The organism is Phycisphaeraceae bacterium (assembly GCA_019636675.1).
In the GTDB taxonomy this organism is placed as follows: Bacteria; Planctomycetota; Phycisphaerae; order Phycisphaerales; family UBA1924; genus JAHBXC01.
On the sequence record JAHBXC010000006.1, the window covers coordinates 1 to 25,778 of the forward strand.

Consider the following 25,778-nt stretch of genomic DNA (forward strand, 5'->3'; position numbering starts at 1 on the left):
GCGCAGGGCGTGCACAACAACCAGTACCTGCAGTTCACGCAGGCCCACGGCATGACCTTCAGCACGATCCGCGGGCCGGTGAACCCGATCAGTCTGGAGCCGAATGTGCCGTTTATCGGCAACAGCGTCATCCGCAGCGTGGCGTACGACTACCGCATCTCGACCACCGAACTCACGGTGAGCCAGTACTTCCGGTTCGTCGAGGCCGTCGCGCCCCACATCCAGGCGCTGGGAGGGACCCCCGGTCGGCTCGCCGGCAGCAACACGCTGTTGTACCTGGGCATGTCGGGCGGCATCCCTCGCTACCAGATGCTCGCCGGCTCGGCGAACATCCCGGCCCGCAACACCATCGAGTACTTCGCGCTGATGGCCAACTGGATGCACAACGGCTCGCCCGGCGTGAACGAGGCGACGATGGCCGACTTTCAGAGCGGGGCGTACGCCGACTGGCGCAACCCCGTGCGCAGCGAGGGGGCGCAGGTCTGGATCCCCTCGCGCGACGAGTGGAACAAGGCGGTGTACTGGGACCCCAACCGCGACGGCCCGGGTCAGGGCGGGTACTGGCTGTATCCGAACGCGAGCAACGAGCCCCTGAACCCCGGCGATCCGGCGCTGGGGGGCGAGACCAACGCGGGGACGCAGCAGCAGTGGCCCGCGGGCCACGACCGCATGCCGTGGGATGTGGGCAGTTACCCGGATGTGCAGACGCCGTGGGGGCTCCTGGACGCGTCGGGGGGCGGGCGGGAATGGACGGACACGAAGCGCAGCCTCAACACCTATTTCGTGGAATCGACGGGGCGGGGGGAAACGGATTATTCGGGGACACCGATTCTCGGCTACGGCGACTCGGTGCTGGATGACAGGATGCACCGGCCCTTCACCAGCGGCTACGGGGGATTTGCACAGCCGATCACGGTCCGTTTCGCCGCGGCGATCCCCGCGCCGGGTGTTCCGGCGTTGCTTGGCGTCGCGGCGTTCACCTGTTTGCGAAGGAGACGATGATGCGAAAGACACTGGGGGCGTTATGCCCGCGTGTGCACGCGTGATCGCCTCGCACGGTCAGACCTCGTTTGACCATGCCACCCGCTGAGGAAGGTGAACGCAGCGCACCGGCAAGCGTTGCTTGCCGGCGCCACCCGAGAGATGTTGCGTGCAAATGAACGGTCGTTCGGAGAAGTCGCCGTTCAGCGCTGAATCACGCCGACGCGGGCGCCCCCGACGACGCGCCGACCAGGTCGGCGTTGGTCGGGAAGCGTTCGAGGGCTTTGAGCAGCTGCTCGACCTGCATGTGGGGCTGCATGCTCATCAGGCGCCGGCGCAGGGCGGTCACCGTCTTGAGCGTGGGGTCGTCCAGCAGCAGGTGCTCCTTGCGCGTGCCCGACGACGCGAGGTTGATCGCCGGGAACACGCGCCGCTCCGAGATCTTGCGATCCAGGATCAGTTCCATGTTGCCCGAGCCCTTGAACTCTTCGAAGATCACCTGATCGGCCGCCGAGCCCGTGTCGACCAGGCAGGTCGCGAGAATCGTCAGCGAGCCGGCCTCTTCGGTGTTGCGGGCGGCGCCGAAGATCTGTCGCGGCATCTCGAGAGCGCGCGAGTCGAGCCCGCCCGACATGGTGCGCCCCGACCCGGCGAAGCGGCGCGACGCGTTGAAGGCGCGACCGAGGCGCGTCAGCGAGTCGAGCAGGTACACGACATGCTTGCCCGTCTCGACCATGCGCTTGGCGCGCTCGAGGGCGTAGAGCGCCAGTTCGATGTGGCGCTCGTTGTCGTTGTCGTTGGAACTCGCGAGGACGCGCGCCGGGACATTGCGCTTGAAGTCGGTGACCTCTTCGGGGCGCTCGTCGATGAGGATCGCGAAGACCTCGAGCTCGGGGTGGTTGTGCTTGAGGCCCGAGGCGATGTCCTTGAGGAGCGTGGTCTTGCCGGCCTTGGGGGGCGAGACGATGAGGCCGCGCGTGCCGCGACCGATGGGGCAGAACAGGTCGATGAGGCGGCATGAGGGCGAGCAGCCCCGGTGCTCGAGAGTGAGCCGGGGCTGGGGGTCGAGACTGGTGAGCTCGTGGAAGGCCTTGGTCTTGGCGAAGTCGTCGGGGGGGAGGCCCTCGATGGAGAGGAAGCTGGAGACGACGGGCATGGGCTTGCCGCCGCGCCCGCCCTTGCGTTTGCGCGACTTCTTCTCGCCGATCTCGACGATGACCTCGAGCCCGTTGCGCAGGCGGTACTTGTCGGAGAGTTCTTCGGGGATGAGGGGCGAGTCGATCTTGCCGGTGGAGACGGCGCCCGGTGTGGGGAAGGGGTTGAAGGAGGGCGGCGCGCCGTCCGCGGTCTCGGGGACGATGCGGACGCGCCCGCGGAAGCCGCCTTCGGCGCGATCGGGCAGATCGAGGATGCCAATCTGGGTTGTCATGCGTTCACGGTGGTGCACGGCCCGCGCATGCGAAAGGCGCGAGGAACCGTTAAGGATCGGGCGATGCCAAGGCCGCTCGTTGCTGGCCGCGTCTCACGCGGCTGTGGCCGACGCCCCCTCGTACGCCTTGCACAGGCCGGAGGGGACATCCGCACGATTGGAGCATGCCGGGCCCGGGCGGTCAAGCGCCCCTGCGCACATCCCTTGCATGCCGCGTCGGTCGCATATGCAGGCCAGACGGGTCGGCGCGTGTTCGGCTAGTATCCGGCCCTCGTTCTCGGACGCGTCGGCGATCCCCTCCGACGGGCGTGAACGAGACCTCCTGCCCCGCGGCTCTGGTTCCGGGCTCGCCGCGGCTGTCACGAGAAGGGTTCGGATGGAGATCTTCAAAGGCATCCCGGTGTCGGCGGGCGTGGCGATCGGTCGCGTGCTCGTGCTCGACGACGCGCGCGTGCGCATCCCCCGACGCACCGTCGATTCCAACGAGGTGAAGGGCGAGCTGACCAAGCTCGAGAGCGCTCTCGAGATGTCCCGCGCCGAGCTGCTCGACCTTGAGAGCCGCGCCCACCAGCGCCTGGGCGACGACGCGGCCCAGATCTTCGCGTTCCACCGGGGCATGCTGGGCGACCCCTCGCTCACCGGCCCGATCCGCGAGCGCATCGAGCGCGAGCGCGTGACGGCGGAGTTCTCCGTCGTGCAGGCCTTCGGCGACCTGGCCGAGTGGTTCCGCTCTCTCGACGACCCGAGTTTCAGCGCCAAGGTCGACGACGTGTGGGACCTGGAGCGCCGCGTGCTGCGCCACCTCATCGGCGAGCAGAAGACACGCCTCGCGCGACTCACCGAGCCGGCCGTCGTCGTGAGCCACGAGCTGACCCCCAGCGAGGCGGCGTCGTTCACGCCCGAGACGGTGATGGCGTTCGTGACCGATGTGGGCGGGCGCACCAGCCACACCGCGATCATGGCGCACGCGATGGGCATCCCGGCGGTCGTCGGCGCGGGCCGGCTCACCGCCGCCGCCCAGGACGGGGACCTGATCATCGTCGACGGCGACCGGGGCGTGATCGTCCTGAACCCCGACGAGGAGACGGTCCAGGAGCATCGCGCGTACATCGAGCGCCAGCGCCTGTTCCGCACCTCGCTGGCCGATCTGGCCAGCGAAGAGGCCACGACGACCTGCGGCGAGCACATCACGCTGATGGGGAACATCGAGTTCCCGCGCGAGGCGGCGGCGGTCATCGAGATGGGCGGCGAGGGCGTGGGGTTGTACCGGACCGAGTTCCTGTTCCTCACCAAAGACGACGAGCCCACCGAGGAAGAACAGTTCGAGACCTACGCCGAGGCGGTGCGATCGCTGGGGGGCCGGCCCATCACCTTCCGCACCTTCGACCTGGGTGCCGACAAGTACACGAGCAAGCAGGCGAAGGACCCCGAGCGCAACCCGTTCCTGGGGCTGCGCAGCATCCGCTACTGCATGCAGAACCTCCCGATGTTCCGCACGCAGCTGCGAGCCATCCTTCGCGCCAGCGCGCTGGGGCCGGCGCGGATCATGTTCCCCCTCATCACGACCCTCACCGAGCTCCGCCAGGCGCGCATGGTGCTGCGCGATGTCATGGAGGACCTCGAGGACGAGGGCGTGCCCTTCGACCGGGGGCTGAAGGTCGGGATGATGGTCGAGTCCCCGGCGGCGGCGGTGATGGCGTCGGCCTTCGCGCGCGAGGTCGATTTCTTCTCGATCGGCACCAACGACCTGGTGCAGTATGTCCTGGCGGTCGATCGCACCAACGAGCACGTCGCGTCGCTCTATACCCCCAGCCACCCGGCGGTGCTGCGCCTGGTCAAGGACGTGATCCGGGCGGCGCGTCGCCAGGGGGTCGAGGTGTCGATCTGCGGCGAGATCGCCGGCGATGTCGAATACACCATGTTGCTGCTCGGGATGGGATTGCGTACCCTCTCAGCGTCGCCCGGCGCGATCCCCCAGCTCAAGAGGGTGATCCGCAGCGTCGATATTGAGACCTGCGAACGGCTCGCCCGAAAGGTCGGCTCGCTCGATTCCGAACGCCTCGTCGCGGCACAACTCCGCGATGCGGCGAGGAAAGTCATCCCCGAAGCGTTCGACGGTCGGTCCGTCGAAGACTGAACGGACAGCGGCGCAAACCCTGTCTGAACAGACACTTCGGAAAGAAATCACCCCCCGGACGCCTCGGTGCGCGCCCCTCACGGGCCGCCGCGACCGGACCCGGGGGATCGCCGCTCGCCGGTCGCACGGCAGCGCGCCGCTCGGAGAGCGTCCCTCTCCTGCGTGTCGAGAGAGCTTCCCCCCGGGGCGGCGCCGGACGCGCGGACGACGGACCCTCCGACCAGCCGCGGGTGCGACCCCACGACGCGCGCGACCCGCCTCGAGGGCGCTCCGGAGCGCCCCCGGGCGATCAGCCCATGGAAGGGGCTTGTGTGTCCGCCAAAGCCAAGATGATCGTGAACTATGTGCCCGGCGAGGAGTGCCGGGTCGCGGTTCTTCAGGACGGGGCGCTCGAAGAGCTCCACGCCGAGCGCTCCGACAGCGCCAGTCATGTCGGAAACATCTATCTCGGGCGCGTCCAGAACGTCGAGGCCGGCATCCAGGCCGCGTTCGTCGACTTCGGCCTGGGCGAGAACGGGTTCCTCCATGTCTCCGACCTGCACCCTCGCTACTTCCCGGGCGCTGACGACGACGAGGCCGAGCGCGTGGGCAAGAAGACGCCCCGGCGCGAGAGGCCCCCGATCCAGGCCTGCCTGAAGCGAGGCCAGGAAGTCATCGTGCAGGTCCTCAAGGAGGGCATCGGCACCAAGGGCCCCACGCTCACCAGCTACCTGTCCATCCCGGGCAAGTACCTCGTGATGATGCCCCACATGGACAACGTCGGCGTCTCGCGACGCATCGACGACGAGGAGACCCGGCGCACGATGCGCGCCACCCTCGACCAGCTCGACCTGCCCGAGGGGTTCGGCTTCATCCTGCGCACCGCCGGCTTCGAGCGCACCAAGATCGAACTGAAGCGCGACCTCGCGTATCTGCAGCGACTCTGGAAGGACATGGAGACCCGGCTCAAGAAGGGGGGCAAGCCGCGCCTGCTCTACGCCGAGTCCGACCTCCTCCTGCGCTGTCTGCGCGACGTGCCCACCACCGAGGTCGACGAGATCGTCATCGACGACGAGGCCGCCCTCCGGCGCGCCGCACGCTTCCTCAAGATCATCGCCCCGCGCAGCGCCACCAAACTCTTCAACTACAAGGACCCGGCGCCGATCTTCCACGCCTACGGCGTCGAGGACCAGATCAAGCAGATGCACTTGCGCGAGGTGCCCATGAAGTCCGGCGGGTCCATCGTCATCGACGAGGCCGAAGCCCTCGTCGCGATCGATGTCAACTCCGGCAAGATGCGCGACAACAAGGACGCCGAGACAACGGCGCTCAAGACCAACATCGAGGCCGCCGACGAGATCTGTCGCCAGCTCAAACTCCGTGAGCTGGGCGGCGTGGTCATCATCGACTTCATCGATATGCGCAAGATCCAGCACCGCAAGCAGCTGGAGCAGCGCGTCCGCGACAACCTCAAGCGCGACCGCGCCAACACCAAGACGCTGACCATCTCCGAGTTCGGCATCATGGAGATGACCCGCCAGCGCATGCGAGGGAGCCATCGCAAGACGCACTTCACCGGCTGCCCCACCTGCAGCGGGCGCGGGCTGGTTCAGCGCCCCGGCTCGGTCACGGGCGAGGCCCTGCGCGAGGTCGCCGCCCTCCTGGCGCGCGAGAAGATCGCCAAGGTCGAGATGGTCGTGTCCCCTCGCGTCGCGGGCGAATTGCTCAGCGCCGGGCGTCATCGCCTCTCGCGCATGGAGCGCATCTCGGGCAAGCAGGTGCTGGTGCGCGTCAGCAACAACATCGGCCTCGACGAGCTGCAGTTCTTCGTCTACGACCACATGGGCGCCGACCTCGAACTCGACCGCCTGCCGGCGCTGCGCCCCCCCGAGACGCTCGAGCCCTACACCGACACGGTCAAGGCCGGCGCCGAGTGGATGCTCGACCCGCTCGAAGAGGCCGCCGAGCTCGCCCGCCTCGAGGCGGACGCCGAGCACAAGGCGCTCGACGAGATGCGCCAGATGGAGCTCACCGCCGCCGAGGGCCCCATCGCCGGCATCGACGAGATGCCCTCCGAAGAGGGCGAGGGCGGCAAGAAGAAGCGCCGACGCCGCCGGCGTCGCAAGGGCAAGGGCGCCGACGCCGAGCAAGGCGCGCCCCAGCAGCGCCAGCAGCCCGGCTCGCAGCGCGACGAGGACGAGGACGACGACGACTCGGACGAACCCGCCGATCGCGAGCAGGGCGCCCAGGAAGGCGGCGCGCCCTCCGGCGAGGGCGGCAAGAAGAAGCGCCGACGCCGCCGGCGTCGCAAGGGCAAGTCGGGCGTCGGCCCCGACGGCGCGCCGTTCGAGGGCGACGAGCCCCGGCGCGACGAGACGCCGCACGTCGAGCCCAAGCCCGGCTCGCGCGACGATCACGACGGCGACGACGACGAGCCCGAGTCCCGCGAACCGGGCGAGAGCGCCGGCGTTGGTCCGAAGAAGAAGCGCCGTCGCCGCGGCAAGAAGGCCGCGTCGCCCAGCGCCGTCGTCGAGATCAACGCGACGCCCCGTCCGGCGCCGGCGGCCAAGCCCGCGCCGGCCCCAGCGCCGGCCCCGGTCGCGAAAGCGCCCGTGAAGAAGGCGCCTCGCACCCTCTACGCCAGCCACCGCAAGGTGAAGCCCTCCGAGGTCCCGCAGCGCGAGGATTGACGACCCGCGCCCTTTCGTGACGAAAGAGTGCTTTGCACCATGGCCCGTGCGACACGCGTGATTGTGTTGGGTTCGACCGGCTCCATCGGGCGTCAGACGCTCGAAGTGGTGTCGTCGCTCAACCGGCTCGCCTTCGAGGATCGCTTCCCCCGGCGCGTCGAGATCGTCGGCCTCGCCGCCGGCAACGACCTGAACCTGCTCGCCGAGCAGGCCGCGGCCCACGGGGTGGGCGATGTCGCCATCGCGCGCGACGACGATCAGGCGAAGGACCGGCTCGACCCCTTCCGCGCCCGCCACGGCGCCGACGCCGCCGAACGCCTCGTGCGCGAGGTCGACTGCGACATCGTCGTCTCGGCGATCGTCGGCTTCGCCGGGCTGCGCGCGACGCTCGCCGCCGTCGAGAAGGGCGCGCATGTCGCGCTGGCCAACAAAGAGACGCTCGTCGCCGCCGGCAGCGTGGTCACCGACGCGGCCCGACGCTCGGGCGCGCGGCTGCTCCCGGTCGACAGCGAGCACTCCGGCGTGTGGCAGTGCCTGATGGGCGTGCCTTTCGACACCCCTCCCGCGAGCGGGAGGGGGCAGGGGGAGGGCCTCGTCCCACCCTGCGCGCTGCCCGAGGCCGTGTCGCGCGTCACGCTCACCGCGTCGGGCGGCGCGCTGCGCGACTGGCCCCTCGAGAAACTCGAGCTCGCGACGGCGAAGGACGCGCTCGCGCACCCCACCTGGGCCATGGGGCCCAAGGTCACCATCGACTGCGCCTCGCTCATGAACAAGGCGTTCGAACTCATCGAGGCGCACTGGCTCTTCGGGCTGCGCTCCGACCGGCTGGGCGCGATCCTGCACCCTCAGTCGATCGTGCACGCGATGGTGGAGACCGCCGACGGCTCGGTGCTGGCGCAGATGGGCTCGCCCGACATGCGCACGCCCATCCAGATCGCGCTGACCTGGCCCGACCGCGCGCCCGTCGCGCACACGCCCCTCGACCTGGCGAAACTCTCGACGCTGGAGTTCCGCCCCATCGACGAGCGCCGCTACCCGGCCTACGCCCTCGCGCGCGAGGTCATGGACGCCCCCGAGGACAAGGGCACGCTGGGCGCGATCATGAACGCCGCTAACGAAGAGGCCGTCGCGGCGTTCATGGACGGGAAGATCCCCTTTGGCGCGATCGTCCGGCTGGTGCGCCAGGCGATGGACTCGGTCGGCGCCCGCCCGGCGCGCACCCTCGACGATGTGCTCGCCGCCGACGCGTCGGCGCGCATGTTCGTGCGCAAGGCGATGGGGTGAGGGAAGAAGGGAGTGGGGAGCAGGCAGCGGGAGCACGAAGAACAAAGCCGGGGTGGCGTGGTACGGCGTAGCCGTGCCACGGGATCTGACCGACCGCCTCGGGGGCGAGCGAGCGCACGCTTCCCCTAGAATCCCCCGATGCTCTCCACCCTCTCGTCCGCCTTCGATATGTTGCTCGTCATCCTCGGGTTCGGGTTCGTGATCCTCATTCACGAGCTGGGCCACTTCCTGGCGGCGCGCTGGGCGGGCATCCGCGTGCACGCGTTCGCGATCGGCTTCGGGCCGGCGATCTGCTCCTACCGCAAGGGGTTGGGCTTCCGCATGGGCTCGAGCGAGCAGGAGCTCGCGCGGCGCTACGGCGAGAAACGCGTCACCTCGCTCGACGACGCCGGCGCCGTCATCGGCGAGGACATCGAGACCGAGCCGCGCGTCCCCGACACCATCTCGCCCACCGAGTACCGGCTGAACTGGTTGCCCTTCGGGGGCTATGTGAAGATGCTGGGCCAGGACGACATGGACCCGCGCGGAGCGTCGAAGAAGTCCGCGCCCGATTCGTTCATGGCCAAGACCGTCCCCCAGCGCATGGTCGTCATCAGCGCCGGCGTGATCATGAATGTGATCCTCGCGGCGATCCTGTTCGTCATCGTCTTCATGGTGGGGCTGAAGCAGGAAGCGCCGGTCGTGGGCTACATCGCGCCGGGATCGCCCGCCGCCAGCGCGCAGACCGCCACCCCGGGCGTCGAGCCCGGCCTGAGAACCGGCGACCGGATCGTGTCGATCAACGGCGGCGCAACGCCTTCTTTCCAGTATGTCGCGACGAACGTCGCGATGGCCCGCGCGCACAAGCCCCTCACCATGGTCGTCGAGCGCGAGGGCGTCGACGAGGCGATGGTCTTCACCGCCACGCCACGCGTCGGCGCACAGACGCGCCTGCTCGAGGTCGGGCTCGCGCCCGCCTTCAGCACCACGCTCGCGCGCGTCAGCGAGTACGCCCCCGACATCCGCTCGCTCGTGCGCAACGAGCGCGACGCGAACGGGCTGGGCGACATCCCCGAGGGATCGGTCCTCCTGCGCGTCGACGGCGTCGACGCCGCCTCGCCCGACGCGATCAGCCGCGCCGCCAGACAGACCGGCGGCGCGCCCGTCGTCGCGACCTTCCGCCTCCCGGGCGGCGCGGAGCGCGACGCGACCATCATCCCCTCGGCGCGGTTCCCCGAGGTCGGCGTCCAGCCCGACAACGGCGGCCCGCCACGGGCAACGCCCCATGTCCTGGGCTTCACGCCCCCCATGCGCGTGCTCGACCCCGGCGTGCGCGGCGGGGCCGCGGGCCTGCGCGCCGGCGATGTCTTCGCGCGCATCGGCCCCACCGACTGGCCCGACATCGCCTCGGGCGTCAACGCCATCCGCGCCGCGTCCGGCAGCGCGATCGATCTGGTCGTCCTGCGCGACGGCGCGTTCGTGACCCTGCGCGCGCCCGTCTCGCGCGAGGGCTCGATCGGTTTCAGCATCGCGCCCGCCACCGAGACGAAGATCCTCGCCGCGACAGCGCCCGGCGCGCGCCCCGGCACGCGCCTGGCCCCGGTCGAGCGCGTCGAGGGCCAGCCCGAGCCCGCCCAGCCCGTCTTCGCCGCACGATCACTGAACCTCCCCCCCGGCGCGGTCCTCGAGTCGATCGACGCCCGGCCCATCGCGTCCTTCGTTGATATCCACCGGGCGCTCGCCGACGCGCGCGAGCGCAGCGAGGGCGAGACGATCACGCTCTCGCTCGTCGTGCGCCTGCCGCTGGGCGCGTCCTTCGGCGAGGGGCCGACCGAAACCCACGAGTGGACCGTGTCGCGCGCCGACCTGGCCCAGGCGGGCGCGCTGTCGTGGGCGTCGTCCATCAACGAGTTCCACTTCGAGCCCCTGATGGTCACGCGCAAGGCGGGCAACCCCATCAGCGCCATGGCGATGGGCGTGCAGGAAACCCATCGCGTGATGATGAGCGCCTACCTCACCATCGCGCGACTCTTCCAGGGCAGCGTCAAGGTCGAACACCTCAAGGGACCGGTCGGCATCGCGCACATCGGCGCCGTCGTCGCGAAGCGCGGCATCATCGATCTCATCTTCTTCATGGCGATCATCAGCGTGAACCTCGCGGTGCTGAATTTCCTGCCCCTGCCCATCGTCGACGGCGGGCTCTTCGTCTTCCTGCTGTGGGAGGGGATCACGGGCAAGCCCGTCTCGCCCACCGTGCAGGGCGCTACAGCGATGATCGGCCTGCTCCTCATCGGCGCGCTGTTCCTGCTGGTGACCTTCAACGACATCACCAACCTCTTCGGCGGGGGCTGATCGCTTGACGAGGAAGACCCTCCCCCCGCCCCCTCCCGGCCCCCGGCACGGGAGGGGTGACGCATGAACTGGCTCGGGCTCGCGACGATCCTTGCGCAGGGACTGGTCATCGCGTTCGCCCTGAGCGTGTGGTGGGTCGCGCGCCGCATACGAAGGCCGCCCAGGCGCACCTACGCGAGCGCGCTGGCGCGAGGGAAGCCGGGCGATCCGAGCGAACTCCTCTCGCCGCGTGAATTCACCGAGTGGTCCCTCGACTGGCGCGGCGTGCGCCTGCCGGTGTGGGATATCCCCGGCGACGCGCCCTCCGGCCCCGTCATCGTCTGCACGCCCGGCTGGGCCGATTCGCGACTCGGCGCGCTCTCGCGACTGCCGGCGCTCCTGCCCCACGCGTCACGCGTGATCGCGTGGGACCCGCCCGGTCTCGGTGACGCCCCCAACTGGCCGCGAGGCCCGCTTAGCGGCTGGCCCATGGGCACGCGCGAACACGAGATGATCCACGCGATGCTCGAACGCCTCGGCGACGAGCGACCCGTCGTCCTGTTCGGCTGGTCCGCGGGCGGCGGGATCAGCATCGTCGCCGCGGCGGATCACCCGTCGATCACCGGCGTCATCGCCGAAGCGCCCTACCGGCTCGCGTGGACACCCGCGTTCCGCGTGCTGCGCATGATGAAGCTGCCCTGGCGTGTCAACGGCCCCGTCGCCTTCGCGCTCATGGGCATACGCCTCGGCGTCGGCCCGCGCTGGCGCGCCTTCGATCGCGCCGAGCACGCGTCGCGACTGCGCTGCCCGCTGCTCGTCCTCCACGGCGATCAGGACGAGGTCTGCCCCATCGACGACGGCAGGGCCATCGCGAACGCGGCGCCGCGCGGCACACTCGCGATCATCGCCGGCGGCCATCACAACGATCTGTGGACAGACGAGACACTCGCGCAGCGATGCGCCGACGCGATCGACCGATTCCTTTCCGCCCCACTCTCCCCCGAGGGGAGAGCGCCGGAGTGAGGGGTTCGGAACCGGGAGATGCGCTGCGTGCGCCTCATCAACCGCGCATCAGCCAGCGCCCGTGGCACGGCGGCGCCGTACCACGCCACCCTTCTCGTTCTTGCTGTTCACCGCTCCCTATTCCCTGCTCCCATCCCACTTGTGCCTCTTGCCCCGTGCCCCGTGCCTTCCCCTTACATTCTCTCCAGCGCCGTGATGCCCAGCAGCGAGAGCCCGTCTTCGAGGATCTTGCCGGTGAGGGCGCAGAGGCGCAGGCGTGAATCGCGCGTCGCGTCGTCGGGCGCCTGCAGCACCGGGCACGCGGTGAAGAAGGTGCTGAACGCGCCGGCGAGTTCGGAGAGATAGCCGCAGAGACGGTGGGGCTCCAGCGCGTCGGCGGCGCTTTCGACCACCGACGGGTAGCGCAGGATCGCGAGGGCGAGGCGCTTCTCTTCGGGGGTGTCGACGCGGAAGGCGCTGTTCCCGCCCGTCGCGACGCCCTGCTCGCGCGCCTTGCGCAGGATGCTCTTCACGCGCACCAGCGCGTAGAGCAGGTAGGGGCCCGTGTCGCCCTCGAACGCGAGCATGCGATCGAAGGAGAACACATAGTCCTTCACCCGGTCGCCGCTGAGGTCGGCGTACTTGATCGCGCCGATGCCCACGGCGTGCGCGATCGTCTCGCGCTCCTCGCTCGAAAGGTCGGGGTTGCGCTCCGCGACGGCGCGACCGGCGCGCTCGACCGCCTCGTCCAGCAGCGCCGCAAGTTTCACATTCTCGCCCGAGCGCGTCTTGAAGGGCCTGCCGTCCTCGCCCAGGATCGTGCCGAACGCGGCGTGCTCGAGGCGCGCCGCGCTCCCGTCGGGGCGCTTCGTGTACCCCGCCTTGTGCGCGCCGGCGAAGACCTGCTTGAAGTGCAGCGACTGGCGCGCGTCCACGCAATAGACGACCTCGTCGGCGCCGAACTCCTGCACGCGCCGCCTGATCGCCGCGAGGTCGGTCGTCGCGTACAGGAAACCGCCGTCGGACTTGCGGATAAGCAGCGGCTCGCTGATCCCCGCGTCGCTGACATCAACGACGAGCGCGCCCTGGCTCTCGGTCGCGACCTTGCGAGATTCGAGATCGCGCACGACCCCGGCGAGTTCCTCGCGATACGACGACTCGCCCGCGGTGTGCTCGGGCAGCACGATCGCGCCCATGCGCGCGCAGATCCGCACGCACTCGTCGATGGTGATCTGGGCGATGCGCTCCCACGCAGCGACGGTCGCGCCGTCCCCCGACTGGAGTTTGATCAGCGTCTGCTTCGCGCGGGCGAGGGCGTCCTCGGCGCTGGCGACCTGCTCTTCGAGTTCCGCGAGCGCCTTGGGCCCCAGGCCGTATTTCTTCACGGCCGCAAGCCCGCGCGCGTCGGCCTTGCACTCGCGCTGCGCCGCCCGGTACGCGCTGTCGAGGTCGTCGAGCGTGAGCGTGTTCGGGTCCATACGACCCGCGGCGGTCTCGCGCATCACCAGTTCGGTCACCATCGCGATGGGCAGGCCCCAGTCGCCCAGGTGGTTCTGGCGGATGACGGTGTGCCCGAGGCGCGCGAAGAGACGCGAGATCGCGTCGCCGATGATCGTCGAGCGCAGATGCCCGACATGCATCTGCTTGGCGAGGTTCACGCCGCAGAGGTCGACGACGATGGTTTTGGGATCGGCGGCGGGTGCGATGCCCAGATACGCCCCCTCTCCCCTCTGGGGAGAGGGTGTCTGCGCAGCAGACGGGTGAGGGGAGGAAGTCTCTGCGTGATCGCCCGGACCCTCCCCCCGCCCCCTCCCGCGAGCGGGAGGGGAGGAATCCATCGCGTCGAGCGCGCTCGCGAGCGCGTCGCGCGAGAGGAACAGGTTGAGGAAGCCCGGGCCGGCGATGCTCTGCTCGTTGAGTGGCTCTGCGACGCCCGACACATCGAGGTGCTTCGCGATCGCCGCCGCCAGGTCGCGCGGGTTCTTCCCGGCCGCCTTCGCGAGGGGCATCGCCGCGTTGGACTGGAAGTCCCCGAGTTTCGGCTGGCGCGAGGGCGTCAGGATCGGGTCGATGGTCTCGGGCGCGTCGATGCCCAGGTCGGCGAGGGCCGAACGGATCGCGCTGACGAGGCGCTCGCGCAGGATGGCCGCGGGGTCGTGGGTCATGGGGGCGATGGTAGGGGAGCGGCGGGTGGGATTGTGCGCGTGTCAAAAACGGAAAGCCCGGGTCAGCGTCTCGCGCCGGCCCGGGCATTGGTTCATTGCAAACGCTCGGGGGAGCGGACTCAGAGCTTCAGATCGCCCAGCCCCATGCCGCCGATCTGGCCGAGGCCCGACTTCAGCGGCTTGGCGCCGTGCTTCTTCTTGGCTTCCTCGCGCATGCGGCGCAGGGCGGGGGTTTCCTTCTTGATCTCTTCCACCGTGGAGGCCATCTTCTTGTCGCGCTCCGTGACCGGGCGCTCGGTAGTCTGCTTGATCGACAGCGACACGCGGCGCTTGGCCTTGTCGACGCCCAGCACCATGACCTGCACGACCTGATCGACCTTGACGGCGTCGCCGACCTGGTTGATCCGCTTCCACGACAGTTCGCTGATGTGCGCCAGGCCCTCGACGCCCGGCGCGACCTCGATGAGCGCGCCGAAGTCGAGGAGTTTCGTGACGCGACCGCTCACGATCTCGCCTTCCTTCACCTCGGAGGCGGCGGTCGAGAACGGGTCGGACTGCGTCTGCTTCATGCCCAGGGAGATGCGATCCTTCTCCCAGTCGACCTTGAGCACCTTGACGGTGACGCTGTCGCCCGGCTTGACGACCTGCTCGGGGCGGTTGACGCGATCGTGCGACATGTCGGAGATGTGCACGAGACCGTCGACGCCGCCGATGTCGACGAACGCGCCGAACGGCATGAGTTTCTTGACGACGCCCTGCATGACGTCGCCTTCCTTGAGCGTTTCGCGGATCTTGCCGCGCTCGCGCTCGCGCTCCTCGGCGAGGATGTCGCGCCGGGAAAGGACGATGTTGCCCTTGCCCGAGCGGTCGATGCGCTGCACGACGCAGGTGAGCTTCTCGCCCACGAAGACCGAGAGGTCGTCGATGCGATGCAGGTCGACCTGGCTGGCGGGCATGAAGGCCTGATGGTGGGCGACCTCGAGCTCGAGCCCGCCCTTGTTCATGCCGGTGACGCGCGCCTCGACGACCTGGCCGGGCTGGAGGAGTTCCCACTCGGCCTTCTGCACCGCGCCGGGGCGCGAGCACAGGAAGAGCTGCTCTTCGGCGTTGAAGCGGTCGATGACGACCTCGAGTTCGCCGCCCACGACGGGCAGGTCGGCCTCGTCGGGGTACTGCGTGCGCGCGACGACGCCGAGCTCCTTGGGGCCGAACTCGACGAAGATGTCGGTGGGGCCGACGGAGACGACGCGTCCCTTGCGATGCTCGCGCCCGCCCTCGATGACGCGAGGCCCGCGGATCGCCGGCTTGGCGCCCGGGGCGGTTGCGCCCACGCCGCCAGCGGCGGCCTTGGCTTCGGCGCCGGCTTCGGCGAACGCGCCCGAGCGCATCGCCTTGTCGAGCTCCGCCTGCATCGTGTCGGGCATCTGCGCCTCGCTGCGCGACGGCGTCGCCGGCGTGCGCGTCTCGGTCGGCGCAGGCGAGGGCGAGCCCTGAACGGCCGCCTGCATCAGGCGCTCCGCGTCGTCGGGGCGCCGAGCGCCGGGGGAGTGAGTGTCGGCGTGACGGGCCTGCTGATCCATCGAATCCATCGCTACCGGTCCTTTGTCAACGGCACAACGCAGGAGGCGAACCCGCCTCGAGACGCGCTCCCGCGCGCGAACGCCCTTCGCGTGGCGGGAGACACGGGCAAGCCCAAGTGTACCGCGCCGCGACGCTCAGGCGACGCGCCCGCAGCGCCCTTGTGCGAGACGATCCGAACGCGCCCCGCGTCGCCCGACCACAACGCCCCGATGCCCCCGAAATCCCTGACGCCCCCGATGCCCCCGACCCGCTCGAAACCAGCGCCCCAGCGCGTGCGTACCCCACCGGTGCGGGACGCGTCTCCGACGCTATCCTTCCCGTCCCGCGAGCCGGCGAGCAGCGCCGGAGCGCGGCGATCGCGCCCGTCCAGGGCCCCGTCGCGCCGCGTCGCGGCGTGTCGTGTGTCGTTCACCTTTCTCTGATCGCGCCCGAGGAGCCCTATGCCCTCATCCAATCTTTGCTGGGGAATCGAGATCGGCGCAGGCGCCGTGAAGGCCCTGAAGCTCGAACGCGACGGCGACCAGGTCCGCCTGGTCGACTTCATCGTGATCCCGCACAAAAAGGTCCTCTCGACCCCCGACCTCGACCAGGCCGACGCGATCCGCGTCGCCCTGGGACAGCTCGTCAGCCAGCGAGACCTCTCCGGGGCGCGCGTCGCCGTCTCCATCCCCGGGCACCAGTCCTTCGCCCGGTTCGCGAAGCTCCCCCCGGTCGACCCCAAAAAGGCCCCCGACCTCATCAAGTTCGAGGCCGCCCAGCAGATCCCCTTCCCCATCGAACAGGTCGAGTGGGACTACCAGACCTTCGTGAGCGAGGACTCCCCCGAGGTCGAGGTCGGCATCTTCGCCGTCACCCGCGACAAGATCGGCGAACGCCTCGCCCTCCTGAGCGACGCTGGCATTTCCCCTGATCTGGTGACTGTCGGGCCCGTCGCGGTCTACAACGCCATCGCGTATGACCTGAACTTCACCGAGAAGGTCACCGGCGCGATCCTGCTCGACATCGGCACGGTCTCCTCGGACCTCATCATCGCCGACGCCGGTCGCGTCTGGATCCGAACCTTCCCACTGGGCGGGCACGCCTTCACCGACGCGATCGCCCGGGCCTTCAAGCTCGACTACACCAAGGCCGAGAAGCTGAAGCGCGATTTTGAGTCCAGCCAGCACCGCAAGCAGGTCTTCCAGGCCATGAAGCCGGCCTTCGAGGACCTGCTTCAGGACATCCAGCGCTCGATCCAGTACTACAAGCAGCTCCACCCCGAGGCGAACATCAGCCGCATGCTGGGCATCGGCGCGACCTTCCAGCTCCCCGGGCTGCGCAAGTTCCTCTCGCAGCGTCTGGGCATGGATGTCGTCCGGCTCGACCAGTTCCACAAGATCGGGGTCGAGGGCCCGATGGGCGCCGAGTTCGCCTCCGCCGCGATGCAGCTCACGACCGCTTACGGCCTGTCGCTCCAGGGGCTCGGGCAGGCCCCCATCAGCGCGAACATCATCCCCACAACCGTCGTGCGCGAGAAGGTCTGGAAGTCCAAGACCCCCTGGGTCGCCGCGGCGGCAGGGCTCTCGATCATCGCCGGGGCCGCGACCTTCGTCCGCCCGATCCTCGATCGCGGCGCGATCGTCCAGCCCAGCCAGCAGGCCAAGACCGCCGTCGCCAACGCCAAGCGCGAGGGCCAGGCCCTCAAGACCGCGTGGGAAGAGGTCGGTCGCTCGCAGCGCATCGGCGCGACCGTCGTGAACTTCCAGCGACTGCTCGAGGGACGCGAGTTCCTCCCCCAGCTCGTGCGAGACGTGGGCGACATGCTCGCGTCCGCCCAGCCCCAGCCCGAGATCCTCCGCGGCGACGCCTCGTCCATCCCGCCCTCCCAGTGGCGCGTCTTCGAGCTTCGCTCCATGCAGGTCGATTCCGTCTCCAGCGTCGCTGGGCCGCCCTCGTCCGCGACCACCGCCCAGCCGATCCCCGGGCGCGGCGGCGTGCAGCCCGGCGAACGACCCGGACGCGGCGCCCCGCCGCAACGCGGCGCCGCCGGCGGCTCCGGTGGCTCCTGGTCCGGCGGCGGCGGGGGCGACTCGGGCCTGCCCCCCATCGAGGTCACCCTCGTCGTCGACACCCCCAACGCCGAGGGCATCCCCTTTGTCACGCGCACCATCGGGCAGTGGCTCATCGCCAACGCCTCGCGACCGGGCGTGCCCTATCGCATCGCCGAGTTCAACCCGAGCGAGATCGTCAGCACTCAGGTCGTCGCGAGCCCCGCTGCCCTGGAGCGCGGCCAGACCGACGCCGCAGGGCGCGGGACCGGCGCCGCCACCGGCCCCTCGCCGCTGCTCACCCCCAACGCGCCGATCAACGAGATCGCCACGCTGCCCGGCGCCACGACGGCGTTCCCGCGCAACGCGTCGGTGAGCCGCTTCACCATCCGATTCCAACTGATCCCCTACGAGCCGGGGCGCGAGCCCGCCAACGAGCAGCAGGGCGACCAGGCCGCCGACGCACACCCACGCACCGGGCCGGCAGTCGCCCACGCTGGCATGGAGGGTCGCTGACATGAAGAAGGTACTCGCGTGGGTGCGCAAGCACCTCGTCATCGTCATCCTCGGGGTCGTCGCGGTCGTCGCGTTCCCCGTGATGTTCGTCATCAGCAGCGGCATGAACGCGAAGGTCCGCGCGACCGTCGAGAACGAGATCCGCACGCAGTCGCGCGATCTCAACGCGCTGTCGGTGAATTACGCCTTCGAGCCGGTGGTCCCCGGCTCGCAGGGGTTCAGCGCGTCGCGCGCCCCCAACGCCGCCACGACCGAGGCGCTGCGTGAGCTCATGCGCCGCTCCGCCGAGCAGGTCGCGTCCGGGCGCGAGGCGATCGTGCGGTTCAACCGAAACGAGTTCCAGCCCATCGTCGAGGGGTTGTTCCCTCGCCCCGCCAGCGAGCAGGATCGCATCGAGAAGTCGACGCGCCTGGCGCGCGAGTGGGTGCGATGGAACCAGGACATGCTGCGCGACAAGGGCGCCGGGTCTCCCCCTCGCGCCGAAGAGGTCGCGCGCCGGATCGAGGAGAAGCGCCTGCGCGAAGAGAGCCGCCTCCTGGGCGAGGGCGCCGACGCGTCGGCCCTCACCCCGGAGATCGAGGCCGAGTTCCGCGAGGCGCTCGTGCAGGAGCGCGTGCGCGCCTACGCCGCCCCAGCGCAGAACACGATCCTCTTCTATGCCTCCAACGACGCCCTCGCGAGCGTCGCGCCGTTCTCCGGCGCCGCCGTCCCGCCCATCGAGCTGTGCTGGGAATGGCAGTGGGTCTCGTGGACCAACCAGATGGTCCTCGAGGCGATCCGCAACGCCAACCTGCCCGATCTGGTCGTCGCCGACGCGCCCATCAAGCGCGTCGAGCGCCTCGAGATCGAGCCCTTCCCCTACCCCTCGCAGGGCAGGGAGCCCGTTTCGGACTACACCGCCGAGATCACGCGGAACTTCGCCGAGTCGCTCTCGGGCCGCGTCTTCAACCCCGAGCAGCCCAACGCGCTCTTCGACATCCGCTTCGCGCGCGTCACGATGATCGTCTCCAGCGCGCGCCTCACCGAGGTCCTCGACGCCTTCGCGCGTACCAACCTCATCACCGTCCTCGACCTCGACATCGCGTCGGTCGACGACCTGGGCGCCCTCGCCAACCAGGGCTTCTATTTCGGGCCCGAGCACGTGGTGCGAGTCGCCGTCCGGCTCGAGACGCTCTGGCTGCGCGACTGGACGCGCGAGTACATGCCCCCGACGGTCCGCGCCGCCCTGGGCGTCGCGCCCCCCGAGGGGCAGCAGAACGAAGACCCCGCCGCCGCCGGCGCCCCCGCGGGCCCGGGCGGCGCGCCCGGCTTCGGAGCGCCCCCCCAGGGGCGTCGCGGCGGACGCAACGACTGATCGCGCCGCTCGCGTGACACTCTCTCACCACCGACCAGATCCACTCGCAAAGGCCGAGACACAGTGAAGACCAAAGGCATCTCCATCATCGAGAAGCACGGCGAGAAGGCCGTCGTCGGCGCGTTCGCGCTCCTCGCGCTGGGCGTCGTCGCGTGGCAGTTCGTCGGTTCGGGCAACCGCGTCGCGGTCGAGTCCAACCAGCGCGTCGAGCCGGACCGCGCGTACGAGAGCATCGTCCGACGCGCCCAGCAGATCACCGGCCAGCTCAACGACCCCAACCCCGCCGCCGGCATCCCCGAAGAACTCCCCGACGCCGCCGAACTGGTGCGCCGCCGCATCGAGCAGGGGCTTCGCACGCCGGCCGATCGCGTGACCGCCTTCGGCCCGCTGGTCAGCCCCTTCGGACGCACCGATGATCGGACGCCCCCACCCGAAGACGCGCGCTACGCCGCCGTCCTGCCGCCGGCGCCCACCAACCCCGTCGTGGCGCAGTACCTTCTCACGCTCGACCCGCTCACCGTCGCGTCCGTGCCATCCCTCGCCGCCGTCGCCCCTGCGACGCAGCCCCACGACCTCCGCGCCGTCAGCGTGCAGGCCACCTTCCCGGCCAGCGCCTTCCGCGCCGCGCTCGAGAGCGACCCCGACGGTCCCGGCCCGCTCGCGGCCCTGCCCCGAACCTTCTGGCTCAACCGCACCGCGATCCTGGGCCTCAAACTCGAACGCCAGCGCCTCAACGCCGACGGCACGCTCGGACCCATCGAGCGCGTGCCCGAATCGCCCGGCTCCTTCTCTCTGCTCGAGCGACTCTCGCAGGGCATGAGCCCCGGAGAGTTCCAGACCGTCACGCGCGACGCGCGCCAGAACATCGCCGCGATCGTCCAGCCCGCGTTCCCGCCCTCCATCGCCGGCGACGCCTGGATCCCCCCGGCCCAGAAGGCCAGCGCCACCCCGGTCGCCGTCCAGAGCGACGAGATCAGCCGCCTCCTCAACCAGCGCACCAACCTCGAGCGAAACCTCGAGATCGAGAAGGGGCGCCAGTCCGCCGCCGTCAACGAGCAGGCGCGCCAGTCGATCACGACGCGCATCCAGCGACTCGAGGCCGACATCCAGACCATCAACCAGCGCCTCGCGGACCTGGGCTACGGCGGCGCGCCCGTCGTCGCGTCGCCGCAGACCACGCAGGCCACGCCCCTGCCCGAGGCCCGCAACATCGAGAGCGCCGACGCGATCGTTCTGCTCGCGCACGACATGACCGCGACGCCCGGCGAGACCTATCGCTATCGCGTCAGCGTGGGCGTCGCCAACCCGCTCTTCCCCTGGGCGTCCTCGATCCAGGAAGACCAGCGCGCCATCGCCGCCCAGCCCATCGCGTTCTCCGAGCCCTCGCCCTGGTCCGAGCCCATCCGCGTCGCCCCGGACGCGCAGGCCTTCGTGACCCGCGCAGGAGGCGGGCAGGAAGCCGCCGCCGTGGGCGGCTATCGCATCGGCGACATCACCGCCGAGGTCTTCGGGCTGTTTTATGGGCACTGGCGCGGCGCCAGCGTGCGCCTGAACCCCGGCGACGCCCTGGCCGCGACCGTCTCCATGCCGCAGGGCCTCCAACTCTTCGAGATCATCCAGGAAGAGGGTCAGGCCCCGGCACTGGGCGCTGCGAGCCCGGTGCCCGAGACGCTGCAGGTCGCGATGGGCGGCGCCATGCTGCTCGACGTCATCGACCGCTCGTCGGGCGCCGAGGGCCGGGCCTCGTACCTGGCCGTCCTGCGCCTGCCAGACGGCCGTCTGGTGCTGCGCGACCCTGCCGTCGACCTTCAGAGCCCTGCACTCCAGACCGCTCGCAGGTCGGCCCAGGCGGGCCAGAGCTCGACCCCGACAGCCCCGTCGGCAGGCGTGACCCCCCCGGGCGGCGCAACGCGACCGGCGGCCCCTGCGGCGCGTCCCCAGCAGCCGAGCGCCCCATCGGGAGGGATGCCCGGCGATCGCCGGGATTAACGCGGGAGTTGTTTCGCGCTAAACGCTTGTTTTCAAGGCGTTTAGAGGCCCTTTGGCGGCGTGTGTGAAGTTTCCGCGAGAATCTTGGAGGCCTCGGGCTTGACACCTCGGGGCGCCCCGCTAACCTTCCGCCACGTTGTCCGAAGGGCGTTTGGACAGCGGGCTGGTGAAAGCGACAAGCAGACAGCAGCAGGAGACCCAGACCTGACGGTCGACGGTATCCACGCTCTTTGGCATCCGAGAAGCACGCAAGCAAGGCGTTCGCCGCATGGGCCGGAATACCGGGATCATGCGGGGAACGAGCCGAGTGATCGAGCACCTAAAAGAAGATGGTGACGCAAGGAGCGTAGCGGGCATGGCCCGGCGTTCTGAAGCGTAAAAATCGTTCAAATCATTCGAGTTGATCGCAGCGGGTCGTCGTCCGAGGAATCGGCGTCGGGTCGGTGCGATCAAGCTACGAAGAGCACACGGCGGATGCCTTGGCGTCGAGAGGCGACGAAGGACGCGGATACCTGCGATAAGCCCAAGGGAGCCGGAATCAGGCAGCGATCTTGGGATCTCCGAATGGGGAAACCCGGCCAGCAATGGTCATCACACCCTGAATGTATAGGGGTGTGAAGCGAACCTGGGGAACTGAAACATCTCAGTACTCAGAGGAAAGGAAAGCAACAGCGACTCCGTAAGTAGCGGCGAGCGAAAGCGGATAAACTGGCAGTGTGGTGAACTACCTGGAAAGGTAGGCCGCAGAAGGTGATAGCCCTGTACTTACACAGCCAGCCAGCCCTCGAGTAGATTCGGGCTCGTGGAACCCGGATCGAACATGGGGGGACCACCCTCCAAGGCTAAGTACTCCTCGACGACCGATAGTGAATCAGTAAGGCGACTGAATGGTGAAAACCTCCGCGACGAGCGGAGTGAAAGAGAAGCTGAAACCGTGTGCTTACACAGCGGTCGGAGCCCCGCAAGGGGTGACGGCGTGCCTTTTGCATAATGAGCCGGCGAGTTACTCTGTGCGGCGAGGCTAAGGACTTACGGTCCGGAGCCGGAGCGAAAGCGAGTCTGAAGAGGGCGTGAAGTCGCACGGGGTAGACGCGAAACCTAAGTGATCTACCCATGGCCAGGTTGAAGGGCGGGTAACACCGCCTGGAGGACCGAACCCGTTAACGTTGAAAAGTTATGGGATGAGCTGTGGGGAGGAGTGAAAGTCTTATCAAACTGGGAGATAGCTCGTTCTCTCCGAAATGCCTTTAGGGGCAGCCTCGCGTGGCAGCTGTTGGGGGTAGAGCTACTGGATGAGGATGGGGCTCGCAAGGGTACCCACTTCAACCAAACTCCGAATACCAACAGCCAAGGCGCGGGAGTGAGACGGCGAGTGACAATATTCGTCGTCAAAAGGGAAAACAGCCCGAACCACCGGTTAAGGCCCCCAATCTACGCTGAGTTCAGAAGGAAGTTGAAGTGCCGTGACATCCAGGATGTTGGCTTAGAAGCAGCCACCATTTAAAGAGTGCGTAACAGCTCACTGGACGAGGACTTCAGCGCCGAAAATGATCGGGAATAAGCGTAGAGCCGAAGCCGTGGACTCGAAAGAGTGGTAGGAGAGCGTTCCTGTCAGCTGCGAAGCGGTTCCGGAAGGATCCGTGGAGCGTCAGGAAGTGAATATGCCGGCTTGAGTAACGATAAAGCAGGTGAGAATCCTGCTCGCCGTAAGCCCAAGGGTTCCTGGGGAAGGGAAATCCGCCCAGGGTTAGTCGGGACCTAAGGCGAGGCCGAAAGGCGTAGTCGATGGACAACAGGTGAATATTCCTGTACCCGTGTGGAGATCAATCCGTGGTGCGGCGAGGGTAGTTTCGCAGAAGCGTCAGCATGCTGAGGCCTTCGGGCCGACGCGAGACGAACCTCGTCCTAGAAAAGCCACGGTGGCAAGACACGGCCCGTACCACAACTGACACAGGTGGGCGAGGCGAATAGCCTCAGGCGCTCGAGATAACGGAAGCGAAGGAACTAGGCAAATTAACCCCGTACGTTCGCAATAAGGGGGCCCTACCCAGCAATGGGAGGGCGCAGAGAAAAGGCTCTGGGAACTGTTTATCAAAAACACAGCTCTGTGCTAACACGCAAGTGGATGTATACAGAGTGACGCTTGCCCGGTGCTGGAATGTCACGGAAGCGGGTCAGCTTCGGCGAAGCTCGCGACCTAAGCACCAGTAAACGGCGGCCGTAACTATGACGGTCCTAAGGTAGCGAAATTCCTTGTCGGGTAAGTTCCGACGCGCATGAATAGCGTAATCACTGGAGCACTGTCTCCGCTTCCGACTCGGTGAAATAGTAGTGGCGGTGAGGATGCCGCCTACCCGCGGCAAGACGGAAAGACCCCGTGGACCTTTACTGTAGGCATCCATTGGTCACGATCCTGAACTGCGTAGCATAGGTGGGAGGCTTTGAGTCCCCGGTTCCGGCCGGGGAGGAGCCATCGGTGAAATACCACCCTGTTCCGAGTTGTGGCCTAACCCAGACTCCCGTGAAACCGGGCTGGGGACCGTTGGTGCTGGGCAGTTTGACTGGGGCGGTCTCCTCCAAAAAAGTAACGGAGGAGTGCAAAGGTTGGCTCAACGCGGATGGAAACCGCGTGTCGAGTGCAAGAGCACAAGCCAGCTTTACTGCGAGTGCGACGGCACAAGCAGTCACGAAAGTGGGTTCTAGTGATCCTGCGATCCCGTGTGGAAGGGTCGTAGCTCATCGGATAAAAGGTACCCCGGGGATAACAGGCTGATCGCGCCCGAGCGTCCATAGCGGCGGCGCGGTTTGGCACCTCGATGTCGGCTCTTCGCATCCTGGGGCTGAAGGCGGTCCCAAGGGTTCGGCTGTTCGCCGATTAAAGCGGAACGCGAGCTGGGTTCAGACCGGCGTGAGCCAGGTCGGTCCCTATCTGCCGTGGGCGTTGCAAGCTTGAGAGGAGTTCTCCCTAGTACGAGAGGATTGGGAGGGACCCACCCCTGGTGCTCCTGTTGGCACGCTTGTGCCACCGCAGGGTAGCTAAGTGGGGCAGGGATAACCGCTGAAAGCATCTAAGCGGGAAGCCCCCCTCGAGATAAGGCTTGCTAGGACTTCGGTCCGGAAGACCCCTGGAAGACTACCAGGTTGATAGGCCGCATGTGTAAGGGCAGAGATGTCCTCAGCAGAGCGGTACTAACGGTCGAACGCTTGATCGCTCCGACCGGGCGCCGATCCAATCGGCTCCCCGTCGAGCAACTCGAATCGAATGATTCACATCATCCTCTTCTTGCCTCGACACAAGGCCTCGTCAAACGAGCGCCACTTGCGTGCTTCCGGCAACCCATTGCCGGGCTTCCGCGGAAACGCGGCCGCTCCGGTTTGTCGGTGACCATAGGTCTGGTGAAACACCTGTTCCCATCCCGAACACAGCAGTTAAGCCCAGGCCGCCGATGATACTGCTTTGCGGGAAAGTAGGTCGTCGCCGATTTCTTGAGCCCTGTCCAGGTAAACCCTGGCAGGGCTCTTTTCATTTTTGCTATACTCCTCTCCTCACCAACCACCAGATCTGGAGGAGCACATGAACGACCACCGAGCCCCAACCATCTACCAGGGCGACGGCGACCGCCTCATGGCTTCCCTCGACGCCGATCGCGTCACCCTCCTCCCCTCCGACAACCAACGCTCTGAGCAGCGCATCCGCATCATGTGGGGACACCCCATGCTCCCCGACATACTCGCGGGTCGCTACCGAACCGTCGTCTGCGGCGTCAACGCTCGCGACAACGCCAAGGGCATCATCGCCCAGATCGTCGAGCTCCTCCCCGCCTCCCAGTGGTCCGCAAAGACCGTTACCAACCACGCCCGCACCTTCGCCGAGTCCATTCTCGAGCGTGGCGGCGCCGGCGACACCACCGCCCCGGGCGACCGTGAGCCCTACGTCCTCAAGTACGACCTCGACACCGTTGAGGTCTTCGCGATGCTCCGCCCCCTCTCACGCGACCACTTCACCCTCAAGGACCTCTCCCGCGGCTTCAAGCAGGTCGCCCAGATGCTCGAGGGCCGGCGCGCCAGGCACCCTGTCGCGTCCGTCTCCTTCCTCGGCGCACGCAGCAACCGGCTCATCGATCCGTCCACAGGCCACGAGCCCACCCTCGAGGCCGTCCTCGCCACCATGTTCAAGGCCGGCTTCCGCGGCGATGTCTACCCGCCGCACGACCTCTGGCGCGCCGGCCAGGTCGGCGTCTTCCCCAGCTACCCCTTCCCCAGCGCCCTCGATCGCATGCGCGAGGGCGGGCACTGAAACGCGCCGACGCCCGCCGCCACCATGAACACCTCGG

General features: G+C 68.4%; 13 protein-coding genes and 2 rRNA genes. 12 read left to right on the forward strand and 3 right to left on the reverse strand.

Annotation, left to right across the window (positions count from 1 at the left end):
- On the forward strand, window positions 1-1,002 hold a 1,002-nt coding region (locus KF684_13335), incomplete at its 5' end, for an SUMF1/EgtB/PvdO family nonheme iron enzyme (GenBank protein MBX3353910.1).
- A gap of 193 nt (window positions 1,003-1,195) precedes the next feature.
- On the opposite strand, the gene rho is transcribed toward KF684_13335, so the two are convergent.
- A complete protein-coding gene (gene rho / locus KF684_13340; protein MBX3353911.1) occupies window positions 1,196-2,410 on the reverse strand; it encodes a transcription termination factor Rho in 1,215 nt (404 codons plus the stop codon).
- A 376-nt stretch (window positions 2,411-2,786) separates the two neighbouring features.
- Between rho and ptsP the strand changes: the two genes are divergently transcribed.
- The 5 genes from ptsP to KF684_13365 all read left to right on the forward strand — a co-directional run bounded on the left by ptsP (window position 2,787) and on the right by KF684_13365 (window position 11,833).
- Window positions 2,787-4,547 carry a phosphoenolpyruvate--protein phosphotransferase gene (ptsP, locus tag KF684_13345; GenBank protein ID MBX3353912.1) on the forward strand — a complete coding sequence of 587 codons (1,761 nt, stop codon included), beginning with the start codon at window positions 2,787-2,789 and terminating at the stop codon, window positions 4,545-4,547.
- Between the two features lie 311 nt (window positions 4,548-4,858).
- On the forward strand, window positions 4,859-7,216 hold the full coding sequence (locus tag KF684_13350; GenBank protein MBX3353913.1) for an Rne/Rng family ribonuclease: 2,358 nt from the start codon (window positions 4,859-4,861) through the stop codon (window positions 7,214-7,216).
- 39 nt (window positions 7,217-7,255) lie between these two features.
- A complete protein-coding gene (gene dxr / locus KF684_13355) occupies window positions 7,256-8,500 on the forward strand; it encodes a 1-deoxy-D-xylulose-5-phosphate reductoisomerase (GenBank protein MBX3353914.1) in 1,245 nt (414 codons plus the stop codon).
- 138 nt (window positions 8,501-8,638) lie between these two features.
- On the forward strand, window positions 8,639-10,831 hold the full coding sequence (locus tag KF684_13360; GenBank protein MBX3353915.1) for a site-2 protease family protein: 2,193 nt from the start codon (window positions 8,639-8,641) through the stop codon (window positions 10,829-10,831).
- Between the two features lie 63 nt (window positions 10,832-10,894).
- Window positions 10,895-11,833 (forward strand): alpha/beta fold hydrolase, encoded by a 939-nt coding sequence (locus tag KF684_13365; GenBank protein ID MBX3353916.1) that lies wholly within the window; start codon window positions 10,895-10,897, stop codon window positions 11,831-11,833.
- 173 nt (window positions 11,834-12,006) lie between these two features.
- On the opposite strand, the gene argS is transcribed toward KF684_13365, so the two are convergent.
- Window positions 12,007-13,977 (reverse strand): arginine--tRNA ligase, encoded by a 1,971-nt coding sequence (gene argS, locus KF684_13370; protein MBX3353917.1) that lies wholly within the window; start codon window positions 13,975-13,977, stop codon window positions 12,007-12,009.
- A gap of 119 nt (window positions 13,978-14,096) precedes the next feature.
- Window positions 14,097-15,566: a S1 RNA-binding domain-containing protein gene (locus KF684_13375; protein MBX3353918.1), complete on the reverse strand. Its 1,470-nt coding sequence runs from the start codon at window positions 15,564-15,566 to the stop codon at window positions 14,097-14,099.
- 432 nt (window positions 15,567-15,998) lie between these two features.
- Here KF684_13375 and pilM point away from each other — a divergent pair, with 432 nt between their 5' ends.
- From pilM to KF684_13405, 6 genes are all read left to right on the forward strand, one after another.
- A complete protein-coding gene (gene pilM / locus KF684_13380; protein MBX3353919.1) occupies window positions 15,999-18,101 on the forward strand; it encodes a type IV pilus assembly protein PilM in 2,103 nt (700 codons plus the stop codon).
- A 1-nt stretch (window position 18,102) separates the two neighbouring features.
- Window positions 18,103-19,455, forward strand: coding sequence for a hypothetical protein (locus tag KF684_13385; GenBank protein ID MBX3353920.1), 1,353 nt, complete (start codon window positions 18,103-18,105; stop codon window positions 19,453-19,455).
- 63 nt (window positions 19,456-19,518) lie between these two features.
- Entirely contained in the window at window positions 19,519-21,444 is a 1,926-nt protein-coding gene (locus tag KF684_13390) for a hypothetical protein (protein MBX3353921.1), read from the forward strand.
- Window positions 21,445-21,891: 447 nt separating this feature from the next.
- Window positions 21,892-24,656: ribosomal RNA gene (locus KF684_13395) — 23S ribosomal RNA — on the forward strand.
- Window positions 24,657-24,821: 165 nt separating this feature from the next.
- Window positions 24,822-24,928, forward strand: a 5S ribosomal RNA gene (gene rrf, locus KF684_13400).
- A gap of 90 nt (window positions 24,929-25,018) precedes the next feature.
- The gene (locus KF684_13405; GenBank protein MBX3353922.1) at window positions 25,019-25,741 is read left to right on the forward strand and encodes a hypothetical protein; all 723 of its coding nucleotides are present in this window, start codon (window positions 25,019-25,021) and stop codon (window positions 25,739-25,741) included.
- The last annotated feature ends 37 nt before the right edge of the window (window positions 25,742-25,778 follow it).